Origin of the sequence: Bradyrhizobium genosp. P (genome assembly GCF_049949265.1) — a bacterium.
GTDB lineage: Bacteria > Pseudomonadota > Alphaproteobacteria > Rhizobiales > Xanthobacteraceae > Bradyrhizobium.
This window is the reverse complement of sequence record NZ_CP188195.1, coordinates 1,572,725-1,585,693: the sequence shown is the minus strand read 5'-3', so window position 1 is coordinate 1,585,693 and position 12,969 is coordinate 1,572,725. Positions and strand designations below refer to the sequence as shown.

Genomic DNA, 12,969 nt, shown 5'->3' with positions numbered 1-12,969 from the left:
CGCAGTGAGTCAGGCGGTCTGATTGCTGCCGGGAATGTCGTCATTCGAGGTTCATCCAGCATTTGCACCTTGCCTCCTCGGCAGCTCTTCTTCTGCCGGAGAGCTCTTATCTCAGGATTTCAACATTGCCGCCGGCGCCTGATAGATGCCGCCTCTAACCAGCAAGGCCCAGATGGTGCGCGCAATCTTGTTGGCAAGCGCCACCGATACGACCTTGACCGGCCGTCTTTGCAGCATAGTCCGAACCCAGAGCGGAACCTTCAAGCCTCGTTTCGCAAGCTTGATGATGGAGGTCGCACCAACGATCAAGAGGGTCCGTAGTTGCCTATTTCCACGCTTTGATATCGCCCCCAGCCTTTCTTTCCCGCCGCTTGACTGTGCCCTCGGGGTCAGCCCAACCCAAGCCGCAAAATCTCGTGCAGTCGCAAAAGCATGTGCATCGAGTACAGATGTGCGCACCGTAGCGGCGATGAGAGGACCGACGCCGGGGATGCTCATTAGACGTCTCGCATCGGCGTCCTGCCTTACGGCCACCAAGATCTCCTTGTCGAGCTTTTCTACGCGGTCTGTCAGCAACTCAATCTGCTCGGCGAATTGAATCAGGGCAAAGCGGGCGGCGCCTGGGATCCTGTTGTCTTTCTCGTCCCGGAGAAGCACCAAGAGTTTTGCGATGCTCGCCATGCCCGTCCCGGCGATAATTCCCAATTCGGCCATATGTGCGCGCAGGGCGTTTGCCGTCTGGCTGCGCTGCCTCATCAGCATCTCTCGCGTTCGCAGAATCATGCCTGCTGCTTGTTGTTCGGCGGTCTTTACAGGTACAAAGCGCATTGTCGGACGAGTGACCGCCTCACAGATCGCTTCCGCATCGGCTGCGTCTGTCTTGTTGCGTTTAACGTATGGCTTTACATAGGCTGGCGGCATCATGCGGACCGAGTGGCCCAGCGCCGCTATCTCGCGCGCCCAGTAATGGGCACTCGCGCAAGCCTCCATCCCCACCGTGCAAGAAGCGAGTCCTCGAAAGAAAGGCAGCACCTGCGATCGTCGCAAAGTGCGGCGAACTATGATCTGCCCGTTTTCGCCAACGCCATGAACCTGAAGGATCGATTTAGCCAAGTCCAAACCCACTGTGATAATCTTTTCCATGGAACGGTCCTTCCTTTGTGGCGCTTCTCGAAGCGACCACGCTAGGCACTTTTGATGCCGTTTCGAAGGGCCGTTCCACACCATCACTTTCGATGATGAAGAAGCGCGCCGATCACCAAATTCACCGGTCGATCTCGTTGAAAAGACTCTCGATTTTTCATCAATGCTTCTGGCCACAGAGGTGCGACCATGAGCTAACCGCGCATCTCGGACAGAGCATGCTTATGTTGATGGAATGACTCAGTGAATCACCCTGATGCAAGGCGGCGCATCATCGAATTTGCGTCAGAGCCTCAGATTGACGCCATGGATGCAAAATCGATCAAGCACTTAGGAGGCCGATCGGCATCCGGACCCCATGCCGATTAACAAGCTGACAGCGATCGCCGGTCTGACGGGCCACCCGCAGCTCAATCTACCCTTGCCGAATATGGTGGCATACCGGTAGGCCTCTCCTCATCGGTCCGAAAGGCTCCGATGAGCGTCTTGTCGCGCTGGTCCAGCAAAATGGTGGCCTGTTGACCTGGATCACCGTCGCTTTCGGATTCGAACGCCCTCTGGCATGTCAGAAACCGGGGCCCTTCGAGATCAGATGCAACGCCTGCAACGGCGCCGGTTTCCCTCCCGTGAAGCAGGCCGCTCCTGGTCGCAGAATCTATCCCGCGCCCTGCACGAGGTGCGGCGGCAAGGGAAGGATACCCGAAATCCTAACCCTCCTTGAGAGCGGACTTGACCTCCCGCACCAGCCAGGTTTCGCCGACGGCGATGACGCGGACCTTTCCGCCGGCGCCCACCAGCGCGTGAGCCGAGACGTGCCGGCTGATGGAATTCGCCTCGAGGACACTTGAATCGACGTGAAGGAGTTTCATGAAGTCACCTTTGGTGTTTTTTTACCCGCGCTATAGGTGTGACGGCATGCTGGCCGCTGATCCCGCGACTTTACGCCGGGACGGAAGCGGACTTGCGCCGGTTGTCGAAGCTGAACGCGCCGGCGCCAAACGCGATCACCTGAAGAAGACCGCCAGTGATCGCGATGTTCTTGAGGAAGTGGATCATCTGATTCTGGTCGGCCACGTTGTTGTGGAACAACACGGCGGCGGCCAACGTGAAGAATGCCAGCGCTCCTGCCGCAATGCGGGTCTGAAAACCGACCAGTAGAGTGAGCCCGCCAATCACCTCAACGAGAACCGCGACGGCGAAAGCGCCCGGGGCGAATGGCGCGCCGGAGGACTAGATGTAGGCGATCGTGGCGGATGGCGCAGCGATCTTGGAAAGGCCGGACATGACGAAGATGAGTGCGATCAATAGTCGGCCGAGCGCAGGAAGGTACGTAGGCGTCGACATGGAAAAGGAACTCCTTCTGTTTTGAGACTGGTGGATTGACGGGTCTTTGTTGATGATGAAGATAGGCGCGATAGGCAGGTCAGATCTGTCCCATCCGGCCCGCGTGATAGTCACGGACCGCCCGTTCGAGTTCGGAAATGGTGTTCATGACGAAAGGACCGTGGCGTACGATGGGAGCGTCGAGTGGATCGCCGCCGACCAGGAGCAACTCGCTGTTCTCCGTCACAGCGATGTGGATCGTGTCTCCAGATGTAAGGCAGGCAAGCGCTCCTGGCTCGACGGCCTCTCCGGCGATCGCGACGCTGCCCGTCATGACGTAAAGCGCCAGTTCACAAGGGATCAAGGAATCCATGCGCAGTGTGCCGCCTGCTGCTAGGCTGGCGTGGACGACGAAGGGATCGCCGGAGGTTCGAACCGGGCCGGTCGCGTTGCCGACCCGCCCTGCAACAAGGCGGACCGTCCCGGTCTCGTGCGGCAACAACGGTATTTCGTCCGCAGTCACGTGCCTGTAGACGGGCTCCGTGTGCTTCGCACCTTTCGGCATGTTGATCCACAACTGCACCCCGTGCACCTGGCCGCCCTCGCGAAGCATGACCTCGTCCGGCGATTCATCGTGGATCACGCCGCGTCCTGCGCGCATCCACTGCACTTCACCCGGACACATCGCGCTGACATTGCCAAGGCTGCCTTGTGGACCGACCGCCCTTCGAGGAGCAGGGTCAGAGTTTCGATGCCTGCATGAGGATGGGCCGAGGCCCCCTTTGCTTCGCCCGGTCGCACGAGGTGCAGCGGAAGATAGATCGCGGGGAGATGCCGTACTCGGCGCTGTCGATCGATGGCATCAGGTGGATTCACTTTGAATTCTGCAGACATTTGCCGGAAAGCCTGCTCGAGATCGTAGACCCTAACTGCCGTGGGGAACGGCGCCGCGCAGCGATGTCGTGCGTTGGGCAAAGCGAACGGGTCGACCTGGCGCAGGTTGCTATGGAAGAACAGCGAGCAGCACAGCGGCGACGACTGCTGAAAGCGGGGACCATCTCGTTCGGTGGCGGCGTGATCGACTGCACCGTTCGGAACCTCTCGGAAACAGGCGCAGCGCTCGATGTGATATCGCCCGTCGGGATACCCGATCGGTTTACGCTTGTAGTCGATGCGGACCGCAGCGAGCTGCCCTGTCGCATCGTTTGGCGGAAAGAGAAGCGTATCGGCGTTCGCTTCGAACCAAGTTAGCTAGTAACCCGCTCGAGTTTCGAAGACATGATCAAGAGCCCCCAATTCGCGCTTCCAACCCTCGCCCTAGGGAGGACACGAGCCCGATGCCCGTTATCGACGTCTAGCATCGGTCCGCCGGAAGCTGCGACATCAGCGCAATCCACAGGCAAGATCGCGGCTTCGCAATCTTCCGCGGCGGATCGCCCAGCGCTCGTGGCTATGGCGCATCACGCGATCAAGCGCTGCCCGTGAACCCAAGGTCTTCTCAGGGATGCAGGCGACGACGGCGTTGCGATCCTCGATGAATTGCTCGTCGATGATCCATGTCCGCAGTTCTTCACCGGCGAGTCTGGCTGCGATCCGGTCTGGTGTCGGATCAATGTCGTGTGCGACCATTGCGTTCATCACGATCCGGCCGCCCGGTGCCAGGCGAGCGTGGATAGCGTCGCAGGTCTCCGCATCGAACTCCTCTGCGAAACGGAATCCCGGTCCACCGACGTCGATTGCAATGCCGTCGTAATATGCGCGGTCATCGAACACGAATTTTCGAAAGTCGGAGACGATGCAGGGCACCTCGTCCGGTAGATCGAAATACCTGTGCGCGAGCACGAAGCTGATCGGATTAATATCGACGATGGTCAGTCTCTTGCCGAGACGCCACAGCCGCGTCGCAAGATTTCCGCCGCCACAGCCCAGGACGAGGATATGTTCGGAGCGGGATAGGAGTTCGTCCATGAGCTTGACATAGGTGAAGACGCTTTCGCCATCGGGCGTTGCCTGGCTCTGCCTTACGCCTTCTTCGAAGTACACGCGCGTGCCGTCCCAAGAACATTCGACAATATCGATCTGCCCGTTCTTTCCTTGATAACGCCCCAGCAGTTTCACGTCAGGCAACTACCCAAGATTAGATTATCAGAATACATGCATTAAACGTCTCTTATCATGTAATTTGCGCCGCACCAACTATTCCGGGCCCCGCTGGTAATGTTTCCGCATTCTTCGATGAAAAATCGAAACAAGGCTCAAGCTTCGATCCGTGTCAAAGAACGCGAGCTGGGCAATGATATATTTTGCATCTAGATTGATGCTTGATACAATAATTCGGATGGTGTAGATATACTGGATGAGAGTATCACCGGAGCCTGCCATTTCATGATCACGGCCAACCAACTTAGGGCCGCCCGCGCGCTTCTGAATATAGACCAGCGGCAGACGGCCGAACTCGCTGATCTTTCAGTCCCCACCATTCAACGCATGGAAGCAAGTGACGGGGTTATCCGCGGTAACGTCGATTCTCTAATGAAATTGGTTTCCGCACTCGAGAATGCCGGGATCGAATTGATCAATCCGGGAGTTGCGAGTTCGGCCGGTGGTCGAGGCGTTCGTCTCAGGGAGCACGTCACGAAGCCGAAAATGAAGAACATGAAGCAGCCCAAGCCTTCTTCGCCGCGGACTTTGGAACGGGCGCGATGAGCCCCCCGGCTGCCGGAAATACGGATTTCCCGATCGAGGATGATGAAGACGCTGAAGACAAGTGTACTCGCAAGCGGATTCTCGCGTCTTAACGCGCTAGATGGCATCTGGGTGCCTTATGGGTATCCCATGTGCGCGCGGGAAAGATCTTCCGCATCGATCTGGACGGCAAGGTTACGATCGTCGCCGACGTACCCAGCCGGCCGTTCGGTCTGGGCTTTTTGCCTGACGGGGATCTATTGGTCGCCTCGATGACTCAGCGGCTGATCCTGAAACTCGGTGCCGACAAGCCGACGATCCATGCCGACTTGACCGATCTAGCATCAGGATATCTACGGGACCTGGCCGTCGCTCGCGATGGGAACGCCTATGTGACGTCTTTCGACGCGGATGCCGCTGGACCCGACGGCTTCGCGTCGGCTCGGGTTCTTCTCGCAATGCCGGACGGCAATATCCGATCGGTTGCCGACAACATCGCGCATCCGAACGGATTGGCAATCACAAGTTCGCATGAACTACTGGTTGCGGAGACACCCGGAAATCGGCTTCTCGGGTTCAAGATCGACAGCGACGGAGCATTGCTGCATCGAAAGGTTTTCGCCAACTTCGAGGGGATGAGCCCGCTCGGCATCTGCGAGGACGCCGAAGGCGCCGTCTGGGCGGCCGCCGCCCGACAGTCGCTTTTTGTCCGTGTGCAACAGGGTGGGCGGATCACCCATCGCGTGCACGTACCGGGCCGGCATGCGGTCGCGCGTCAGTTGGGCGAACAAGACGGTCGGACGCTTTTCTGTCTGACGGTAGCCGCCAATCTTGACGACTATCCCAACCGTCAGCAGACAGCCCGCGTCGAGGCGACGGCGGTCGACGTGCCCGGAGCCGTGGGTTCTCTACGTTTGGCGGAAACTCGCTCGCATTAGCGTTCCGGGTTGGCTTGGCCAGTTGCCACCCAATCGAAGGGCAGAAGGCAAAAGATGGAAGTCTCGGACAAGCAGATCTCGGAAAAAGCACCATCGCCATATGTCACCGGCCTGCTGTGTCGATGTCCGCGCTGTGGTAAGGGAAAGTTGTTTGAGGGATTCTTGACCCTGAAATCAAAGTGCGGCGTGTGCGGCCTCGATTTCAGCTTTGCCGACTCCGGCGACGGGCCTGCCATATTCGTCATCATGATCGCCGGCGCCATTGTCGTCGGAGCCGCTCTAGTGACGGAGGTCAAATATCAACCGCCGTACTGGGTCCACGCGGTGCTGTGGATCCCGTTGATCCTGGTCGTCACGCTGTGGCCTTTGCGCGGCCTGAAAAGTCTTTTGATCGCGTTGCAGTATCATCACAAGGCATCGCAGGGAAAGCTCGTTCCGCGAGCCGAAGAATGAGCTGCCTTGGCGGATCAAGCATCGACCGGCGGCAACTCCCGCGCAACAAGCTATATATGCTCGGCGGCACAGGCGTTCACGCATAGAATTCCAAGCGCGACAAGGACATCCGGCCACATCGTTCCTGACGCCCAGGTCAACAATGCGGCTAGAACGATGAGGGCGTTAATGATCGCATGTTTGCGAACGTCGGAGAGCGTGCCGGCCAGATGCGCGAACATGCCTTGCCTGGGCAGGACAAGGCAGGCGATGTTGGTCAGCAGGAGCACCGCGCCGGTTGCGGCGAGCGGTAGCGCGGACGGGATCGCGGTCCCATAATAGTTTGCCGCGATCATCCAAAACAGAAAACAAGTCGGAATGAGAATGATCGTTCTGGAGAATCCGGCAAATGCCTCCCGGCCCCGCATGGTCCAGTTGCGTCCAGACGACATAAGAACACCGACACTCGCCGCCTCGAGAAAGGCGATACTGTCCGCAAACAACGACGCGGATCGAGCTTCGATGGCTAATATGAATTCGAGGCAGAAAAATAGAAGGCTGGCCGCAGCCTGAAGCGGAAAAGACCTTAAGACGCCTCCTTGCTTCATGTCATTGCTTTCGGCCATGTCGGGTTGACCTTAAGTTTGCCTGCTTGAGCCGCAACGCGATACTACCAACTCAAAAGCTCAAGCGAGATGCGAGTAGGCTGAGAATGCCGAAAAAGCGAATGCGCTTCCCGCTACCTCGCTGCCCGAACGAAGATGCGACGAACTTTATTTTCCGGTCGCGTCATTCGAAACCCGGAGCTTTCGTCGCCCAGATTGCCGCGATGAAGACGGCCTTCGCACGTGGCAGAATAGTCGATGTCAGCGCCACCGCAGTCAGCGGCCAGACTGTTAGCTCACCCAAAGAGGCCAGCGAAAGGTGGTCCCGGCATATAGTGCCGACGGCACGACCAAATGGCCGACGATGAGGATCGTCAGCCATGCCGGTCCGTCGTCGGCGTGAGTTTTTCCGTAGTGCTCGCCGCAGGAAGCGCGGTTTTCCACCTTATGCAGATAACTCCGGAAGAGCTTCCCCCGACCGCACACGGGACACTTTCCGGCTATGGCCCGAGCGATTGCCCGCCAGATGCGTACGGGAAAATGTAAATCGCTTGCGGACATCCGAGTTATCCCGATTTGAGGGCGATCGGTTAGCGAACCCGAGCCCTGATCGGCTCAGGCGTTTGTTCGGCCCGTTAGGACCTACGCCGACATCGCCACTGCCACGACGTCCGCCTGGACGACACCTCTGAACTTAGCAAAATTATCCTGGAACATCCGCACAAGCTTGCTCGCAGCTGCATCATACGCCTCCTCGTCGTTCCACGTCTCCCGGGGCTTCAAGATACGGCTGTCAACGCCCTTGACCGATACAGGTACCTGAAAGCCAAAATTCTTGTCCGTGTAGAATTCGCCGTCGTTGAGCGTGCCGTCGAGTGCGGCCGTCAGCAGAGTACGGGTCACCTTGATGGGCATCCGTTGCCCGACACCGTATCCTCCCCCGGTCCAACCGGTGTTCACCAGCCAGCACGTTACGTTGTGCTCTGCAATGAACGCACGCAGCAGATCGCCGTAGATCGCGGGGTGCCGGGGCATGAATGGCGCACCAAAGCACGTCGAGAAGGTAGCCTCAGGCTCAACCACACCCTTTTCCGTTCCAGCGACCTTGGCGGTATACCCCGACAGGAAGTGAAACATGGCTTCCGCCGCGGTCAACTTGGCAATGGGAGGCATCACGCCGAAAGCGTCCGCAGTCAACATGACAAGATTCTTCGGATGTCCGGCGCGTCCGGTTTTTGACGCATTGGGGATGAAGTGCATCGGATACGCGGCACGCGTATTCTCCGTCTTCGAGCCATCGTCGAAATCGCAGACGCGCGTTATCGGATCGAAAGCAACGTTCTCAAGGATCGTTCCAAAGCGCTGAGTGGTCGCATATATGGCTGGCTCGGCTTCAGCACTCAGCCTGATCGCCTTCGCATAACAGCCGCCCTCGAAATTGAAGATGCCCTTAGAGCTCCAACCGTGCTCGTCGTCACCGATCAGTGTGCGTCCCGGATCGGCTGACAGAGTTGTTTTCCCGGTTCCAGACAAACCGAAGAAGATGGCCGCATCATCCCGCGGGCCGACATTTGCGGAACAATGCATCGGCATGACGCTTTGAGCAGGAAGAAAGTAATTCAATGTCGTAAACACGGCCTTCTTGATCTCGCCGGCGTACGAACTTCCTCCTATCAAGACGATCTTCCGCGACAAATCGATCGCGATCACCGTATCGCTGCGAACGCCATGACGCTTGGGATCCGCCTTGAAGCTTGGGCAGGAATAGATCGTGAGCTCCGGTACGAATGTCGCGAGTTCGCTCCGATTGGGCCTAATCAACAGTGTCCGAATGAAAAGGGAGTGCCAAGCAAGCGTCGTAAAGACGCGCGTCCGCATTCCGAGTTCCGGATCGGCACCGGCGCGTAGATCCTGGGCATACAAGGTCTTGCCGGCGGAGTGAGCAATGAAGTCCTGATACAGCCGCGCAAATTGCGCTGGGGTCATCTTGCCATTGTTTTCCCACCAGATGGTTTGCTCCGTCTGGTCGTCGCAGACAATATATTTGTCCTTTGGGCTGCGGCCGGTATGCACGCCGGTTTCGGCGCACAGCGCGCCGCCGGAGGTGACCTGCGCTTCACCGTCCTTGAGGGCGCATTCGTAAAGTTCGGGTTCGATGAAGTTCCAGTTCAACCCTTTGAGATCTCTGAACCCGAATTTGTCTGCCCCGAATTCCGGGTTGCGTGTGCCTTGTTCCAACATCTCGTTTCTCCCTGGCGCGGATCAGGACGCGCATGCGATGTCAACAACGACAGCTCTACTGTCGTGCGAAGGTCGACGTGGGCGCCGCGGCGCCCAACCACAGCCGACGGTTTGAGAAAACTTCGCCATGTAGCGCCGATTAGCGGCCTGACGCTGCCTAGGCAGGCAGGCGATGAGGACATTTCGGTTTAGACATCCCGGTTGATCGAATATCCATGAAGTCATGTGACCTTCGGACAGATCGCCGCCGATCAAGTCAGGCGCCGCGTCGAAATCGGTCGCGACAAGCATGTTCAGAACCGCACGCCCGCCAGGTTTGAGCAGCGCCGTGATCGAATGGCAGGTTGCTGGATCGAATTGTTCCTCGAAACAAAATCCGGGTCCGCCGACATCGATCGCGATACCGTCGAAACTTCGCGTCTCGGCCAAAAGATATTCTCTAAAATCTGAGACAACGCAGGGAATTTGTCCCGGCAAACCGAAAAAGCGTCGCGCGAGGTCGAAGCTGACTGGGTCGTGGTCGACGATGGTCACGCTCTTGCCTTGGCGTGCCAGCATCGTCGCCAGATTGCCTCCGCCGCATCCTAGAAGGAGGACACTCTTCGCGTCGCTTAAAAACACTTCCATCATCTTCACGTATGGAAAGCGGCTTTCACCAGACGCCGAGCTTTCACTCTGGAAAAGCTCGCCTTCGCGATACAGGCGGTCGCCCGTCTGTTTGCTTTCCCAGATCTCGATTTCGCCCAGCTTGCCCGTGTATCTGCCGAGGATCTTCAAAGCATGTTCTCGTTAAATATGATGTACCTGACATCAGTAACGATCTTCTATATCCGTATAGCTAACGATCAGAGTTGAGTCGAGTCGCATCTCCGGGATCACGAACTGTGCGGGTCCGGCGTTCAGCGATGGAAGCGCCGTTCCTATCGGCGTTTAGACCCCATCCCGTTGTTTCGGGAACGAAAAGTAACGCGGGGGCGTTGAGAGATCCGGAGATAGCGTGGAGCCAAAGCAAAGGCTTTGCCACCGCCAATTAGCTGTCAAAGGGATACGCATCGACCGCAGCATGGGCGTTTGCTCCGAAACTGGCCACGCAGACGCTCATCAGTGCCGGCCACAACAAGGGCGCAGCCGCTTGGGACCCGAGATGCCAGTTCATGGCTATTAGGATGGCGGGAGGCGGCTGCAGCGCAAACGATGCGCATCCGATCGACGCAAAAAAGAAGCAGATGGCGAGCGTTCCGCTCAGCCGATCAGGATCGGAAGGTGACACAAGGCGCGATGCGTAGCGGATTCGCGCGCTCGTCAATGTGACATAGCGGTGCTTTGTCAGCGCTATTCCTGCGGCTAACACAACGTAGATCAATGGCAGTAACGAGATCACCGAGAGCGCAGGGTCGCGGCCGGACGCGATAGCATTATCATCTCGATACTGAGCAAAAAGGATCACCAACGATGTCGTCGCAAAGTCTATTGCGATCTGAGCGCATCCTGCCACCAAGCCGGCCTGGAAAAGCCGGAGACGTCCTCGGAGCCTCAAGTGGAAGCTGCGCTTTTGGCCGTTCGATCGAGCAAGGCGAGAAGCCCCTGCAAGATCGTAACGGGCGATGGCGGACAACCCGGAATATGGAGATCGACCGGAACGACTTGCGAGACCCCTCCAACCACCGCATAGCTGCCGGCAAAACATCCACCGTCCCGGGCGCAATCGCCGACTGCGACAACCCATTTCGGATTGGGAACCGCATCATAGGTGCGCTCCAGCGCTTCGCGCATGTTCCTGGTCACGGGCCCGGTCACCATTATTACGTCTGCGTGGCGCGGCGAAGCCACGAACCGGAGGCCGAAGCGCTCCGCATCGTAGTAGGCGTTGTTAAGCGCGTGGATCTCGAGTTCGCATCCATTGCAAGATCCAGCGTCGACTTCGCGTATCGATAGACTTCGGCCGAGACGCCGCCGCGCAGCGCGGCCAACAGCTGCTGCGAGTTCTGTTACCGCGGCGTCGTTCGAAGACGGCGCCTGCTCCGTGAATGGCCGGCGAAACAGACTTTCAAAAAGCAGCTTGCGCATCTTGTGCTTTCCTTAGACGTCTTGGCCCGAATAAGAGCAGTTGAACGATTTGTTGCAGAGCGGAAAATCCGCAACGATATTGCCCTCGATTGCAGCTTCAAGAAGCGGCCATTGAAACCACGACGGGTCGCGCATGTGACATCGTTCGACGCGGCCATCCTGTAGGCGGAGCCAAACCAGGACGTCGCCGCGAAATCCCTCGACGATCGCCATGCCTTCCCGCGCCTCCCGCCGATGCCCAGCATGAGTTCCCAGCGGGCCATCGGGAAGCCCGTCCAATATTTGGTCGATCAGCAGAAGACTCTGTTCAACCTCGCGAACGCGGATCCAGACGCGTGCGTTGACATCCCCGTCATTCAGGACAGGCACGTCAAAGTGCAGGCTATCGTAAGGTGGATAGGCCAAGGTCCGGCGCGCATCGAAGGAGCGGCCGGAGGCGCGGCCGATATAGCCTCCAGCGGCATACTGCTTGGCCAATGCAGGCTTAAGCACGCCGGTATCGACCGTACGGTCCTGCAGCGATGCCGTATTGTCGTAGAGCTCGACCAAAGCTGGAAACCGCTGGCGGATGGTATCCAGCGTCGCCTGGATGGCCTCCATCCCTTTATCGTCGATGTCACGGGTCACGCCACCGGGCACGATAATATCCCGCATCAAGCGATGACCGAATGCGGTATTGGATGCGCGCAGAATGCTCTCTCGCAACACGCTGCAAAGAGCGTGCATCAGTGCGAAGGAGGCGTCGTTGCAGATTGCGCCGATGTCGCCGAGATGGTTGGCAAGCCGTTCAAGTTCAGCAAGCAGCGCCCGCAGCCAAACCGCGCGATCCGGCACGACAAGTTGTAAGGCGGCTTCGGCCGCTCGCGAAAATGCAAAGGCATAGGCGACCGTGCTGTCGCCCGACACGCGTCCGGCGAGCTGCACAGCCCGTTCAAGATTGGCTCCGGTCATGAGACCCTCAATACCCTTGTGGGTATATCCAAGCCGCTGTTCCAGCCGGATCACAGTCTCACCGCTCGCCGTAAACCGAAAATGTCCGGGTTCGATGATGCCCGCATGCACCGGGCCGACAGCGATCTGATGCAGGCTGTCACCCTCTACCGGCAGGAAGGGATAAGGGGGCGCCTTCGACAGCGCGGCAATGCGATTCCCTAATGGGAAGCGTAAGCCCCAACGGTTGTGATCCAGCCAGGGGCGGATATCGGGCAAGCCCTTGGCGGATAGTCCGAACAGATCATGGGTGGTGCGCTCCAGTCGAAGCGCCGGCGGATGGTGCTTGCCGACCGAAGGATAGTTGCGGTCCGGGCAATCGAGGCTGACTATCGCGATGTCAGCCGTATCCCGATCCATGATTGCCATGTGCACCGTTGACGGTTCGCCCCAAAGACCAAGCAGGCTCCAACGTCCATGGGCGAGTTCACTGGCTGCAAATTCCCACACTGGCGTGTCGACCACGGTACGCGGCCACGGGTGGTGTAGCCCAATCTTGCGGCCCTCCAGCGTCAGATCGATCAGCGACGGCATATTCCGTTTAT

Annotated in this window: 15 protein-coding genes and 1 pseudogene; 4 read left to right on the top strand and 12 right to left on the bottom strand. The window is 58.3% G+C overall.

Going from position 1 to position 12,969, the window contains the following annotated elements; translation table 11 throughout:
• Nucleotides 1-111: 111 nt before the first annotated feature.
• From ACP2YO_RS07655 to ACP2YO_RS07640, 4 genes and pseudogenes are all read right to left on the bottom strand, one after another.
• Nucleotides 112-1,143, bottom strand: a complete 1,032-nt coding sequence (locus ACP2YO_RS07655) for an IS110 family transposase (protein ID WP_426440321.1) — start codon at nucleotides 1,141-1,143, stop codon at nucleotides 112-114.
• A 707-nt stretch (nucleotides 1,144-1,850) separates the two neighbouring features.
• A complete protein-coding gene (locus ACP2YO_RS07650) occupies nucleotides 1,851-2,012 on the bottom strand; it encodes a hypothetical protein (RefSeq protein WP_426440320.1) in 162 nt (53 codons plus the stop codon).
• 70 nt (nucleotides 2,013-2,082) lie between these two features.
• A pseudogene (locus ACP2YO_RS07645) lies at nucleotides 2,083-2,487 on the bottom strand (DoxX family protein).
• Nucleotides 2,488-2,566: 79 nt separating this feature from the next.
• Nucleotides 2,567-3,127, bottom strand: a complete 561-nt coding sequence (locus ACP2YO_RS07640) for a pirin family protein (protein WP_426440319.1) — start codon at nucleotides 3,125-3,127, stop codon at nucleotides 2,567-2,569.
• Between the two features lie 344 nt (nucleotides 3,128-3,471).
• Between ACP2YO_RS07640 and ACP2YO_RS07635 the strand changes: the two genes are divergently transcribed.
• Nucleotides 3,472-3,717 carry a PilZ domain-containing protein gene (locus ACP2YO_RS07635; RefSeq protein ID WP_426443099.1) on the top strand — a complete coding sequence of 82 codons (246 nt, stop codon included), beginning with the start codon at nucleotides 3,472-3,474 and terminating at the stop codon, nucleotides 3,715-3,717.
• Nucleotides 3,718-3,849: 132 nt separating this feature from the next.
• Here the strand turns inward: ACP2YO_RS07635 and ACP2YO_RS07630 are convergent, their stop codons facing one another.
• Nucleotides 3,850-4,584, bottom strand: coding sequence for a spermidine synthase (locus ACP2YO_RS07630; RefSeq protein WP_426440318.1), 735 nt, complete (start codon nucleotides 4,582-4,584; stop codon nucleotides 3,850-3,852).
• Between the two features lie 267 nt (nucleotides 4,585-4,851).
• On the opposite strand from ACP2YO_RS07630, the gene ACP2YO_RS07625 reads away from it, so the two are divergent.
• The 3 genes from ACP2YO_RS07625 to ACP2YO_RS07615 all read left to right on the top strand — a co-directional run bounded on the left by ACP2YO_RS07625 (nucleotide 4,852) and on the right by ACP2YO_RS07615 (nucleotide 6,542).
• Nucleotides 4,852-5,172, top strand: a complete 321-nt coding sequence (locus ACP2YO_RS07625) for a helix-turn-helix domain-containing protein (RefSeq protein ID WP_426440317.1) — start codon at nucleotides 4,852-4,854, stop codon at nucleotides 5,170-5,172.
• Between the two features lie 131 nt (nucleotides 5,173-5,303).
• Nucleotides 5,304-6,089 carry an SMP-30/gluconolactonase/LRE family protein gene (locus ACP2YO_RS07620; RefSeq protein WP_426440316.1) on the top strand — a complete coding sequence of 262 codons (786 nt, stop codon included), beginning with the start codon at nucleotides 5,304-5,306 and terminating at the stop codon, nucleotides 6,087-6,089.
• Nucleotides 6,090-6,143: 54 nt separating this feature from the next.
• Nucleotides 6,144-6,542 (top strand): DUF983 domain-containing protein, encoded by a 399-nt coding sequence (locus ACP2YO_RS07615; RefSeq protein WP_426440315.1) that lies wholly within the window; start codon nucleotides 6,144-6,146, stop codon nucleotides 6,540-6,542.
• A 50-nt stretch (nucleotides 6,543-6,592) separates the two neighbouring features.
• Here the strand turns inward: ACP2YO_RS07615 and ACP2YO_RS07610 are convergent, their stop codons facing one another.
• The 7 genes from ACP2YO_RS07610 to ACP2YO_RS07580 form a co-directional block, all read right to left on the bottom strand.
• The gene (locus ACP2YO_RS07610; protein ID WP_426440314.1) at nucleotides 6,593-7,147 is read right to left on the bottom strand and encodes a hypothetical protein; all 555 of its coding nucleotides are present in this window, start codon (nucleotides 7,145-7,147) and stop codon (nucleotides 6,593-6,595) included.
• A gap of 270 nt (nucleotides 7,148-7,417) precedes the next feature.
• A complete protein-coding gene (locus tag ACP2YO_RS07605; protein WP_426440313.1) occupies nucleotides 7,418-7,687 on the bottom strand; it encodes a DUF983 domain-containing protein in 270 nt (89 codons plus the stop codon).
• An 81-nt stretch (nucleotides 7,688-7,768) separates the two neighbouring features.
• Entirely contained in the window at nucleotides 7,769-9,367 is a 1,599-nt protein-coding gene (locus tag ACP2YO_RS07600; RefSeq protein ID WP_426440312.1) for a phosphoenolpyruvate carboxykinase, read from the bottom strand.
• A gap of 21 nt (nucleotides 9,368-9,388) precedes the next feature.
• On the bottom strand, nucleotides 9,389-10,144 hold the full coding sequence (locus ACP2YO_RS07595; protein WP_426440311.1) for a class I SAM-dependent methyltransferase: 756 nt from the start codon (nucleotides 10,142-10,144) through the stop codon (nucleotides 9,389-9,391).
• A 253-nt stretch (nucleotides 10,145-10,397) separates the two neighbouring features.
• Nucleotides 10,398-10,814: a hypothetical protein gene (locus ACP2YO_RS07590; RefSeq protein WP_426440310.1), complete on the bottom strand. Its 417-nt coding sequence runs from the start codon at nucleotides 10,812-10,814 to the stop codon at nucleotides 10,398-10,400.
• An 86-nt stretch (nucleotides 10,815-10,900) separates the two neighbouring features.
• Nucleotides 10,901-11,434 (bottom strand): NADH-quinone oxidoreductase subunit B family protein, encoded by a 534-nt coding sequence (locus tag ACP2YO_RS07585; protein ID WP_426440309.1) that lies wholly within the window; start codon nucleotides 11,432-11,434, stop codon nucleotides 10,901-10,903.
• A 12-nt stretch (nucleotides 11,435-11,446) separates the two neighbouring features.
• Nucleotides 11,447-12,958 carry an NADH-quinone oxidoreductase subunit C gene (locus ACP2YO_RS07580; RefSeq protein WP_426440308.1) on the bottom strand — a complete coding sequence of 504 codons (1,512 nt, stop codon included), beginning with the start codon at nucleotides 12,956-12,958 and terminating at the stop codon, nucleotides 11,447-11,449.
• Between the last annotated feature and the right edge of the window lie 11 nt (nucleotides 12,959-12,969).

Coding starts and splice junctions, on each gene's coding strand:
- ACP2YO_RS07615 (WP_426440315.1), top strand. CDS start 6,144: ATGGAAGTCTCGGACAAGCAGATCTCGGAAAAAGCACCATCGCCATAT.
- ACP2YO_RS07585 (WP_426440309.1), bottom strand. CDS start 11,434: ATGCGCAAGCTGCTTTTTGAAAGTCTGTTTCGCCGGCCATTCACGGAG.
- ACP2YO_RS07605 (WP_426440313.1), bottom strand. CDS start 7,687: ATGTCCGCAAGCGATTTACATTTTCCCGTACGCATCTGGCGGGCAATC.
- ACP2YO_RS07635 (WP_426443099.1), top strand. CDS start 3,472: ATGGAAGAACAGCGAGCAGCACAGCGGCGACGACTGCTGAAAGCGGGG.
- ACP2YO_RS07650 (WP_426440320.1), bottom strand. CDS start 2,012: ATGAAACTCCTTCACGTCGATTCAAGTGTCCTCGAGGCGAATTCCATC.
- ACP2YO_RS07625 (WP_426440317.1), top strand. CDS start 4,852: ATGATCACGGCCAACCAACTTAGGGCCGCCCGCGCGCTTCTGAATATA.
- ACP2YO_RS07580 (WP_426440308.1), bottom strand. CDS start 12,958: ATGCCGTCGCTGATCGATCTGACGCTGGAGGGCCGCAAGATTGGGCTA.
- ACP2YO_RS07640 (WP_426440319.1), bottom strand. CDS start 3,127: ATGCGCGCAGGACGCGGCGTGATCCACGATGAATCGCCGGACGAGGTC.
- ACP2YO_RS07655 (WP_426440321.1), bottom strand. CDS start 1,143: ATGGAAAAGATTATCACAGTGGGTTTGGACTTGGCTAAATCGATCCTT.
- ACP2YO_RS07610 (WP_426440314.1), bottom strand. CDS start 7,147: ATGGCCGAAAGCAATGACATGAAGCAAGGAGGCGTCTTAAGGTCTTTT.
- ACP2YO_RS07600 (WP_426440312.1), bottom strand. CDS start 9,367: ATGTTGGAACAAGGCACACGCAACCCGGAATTCGGGGCAGACAAATTC.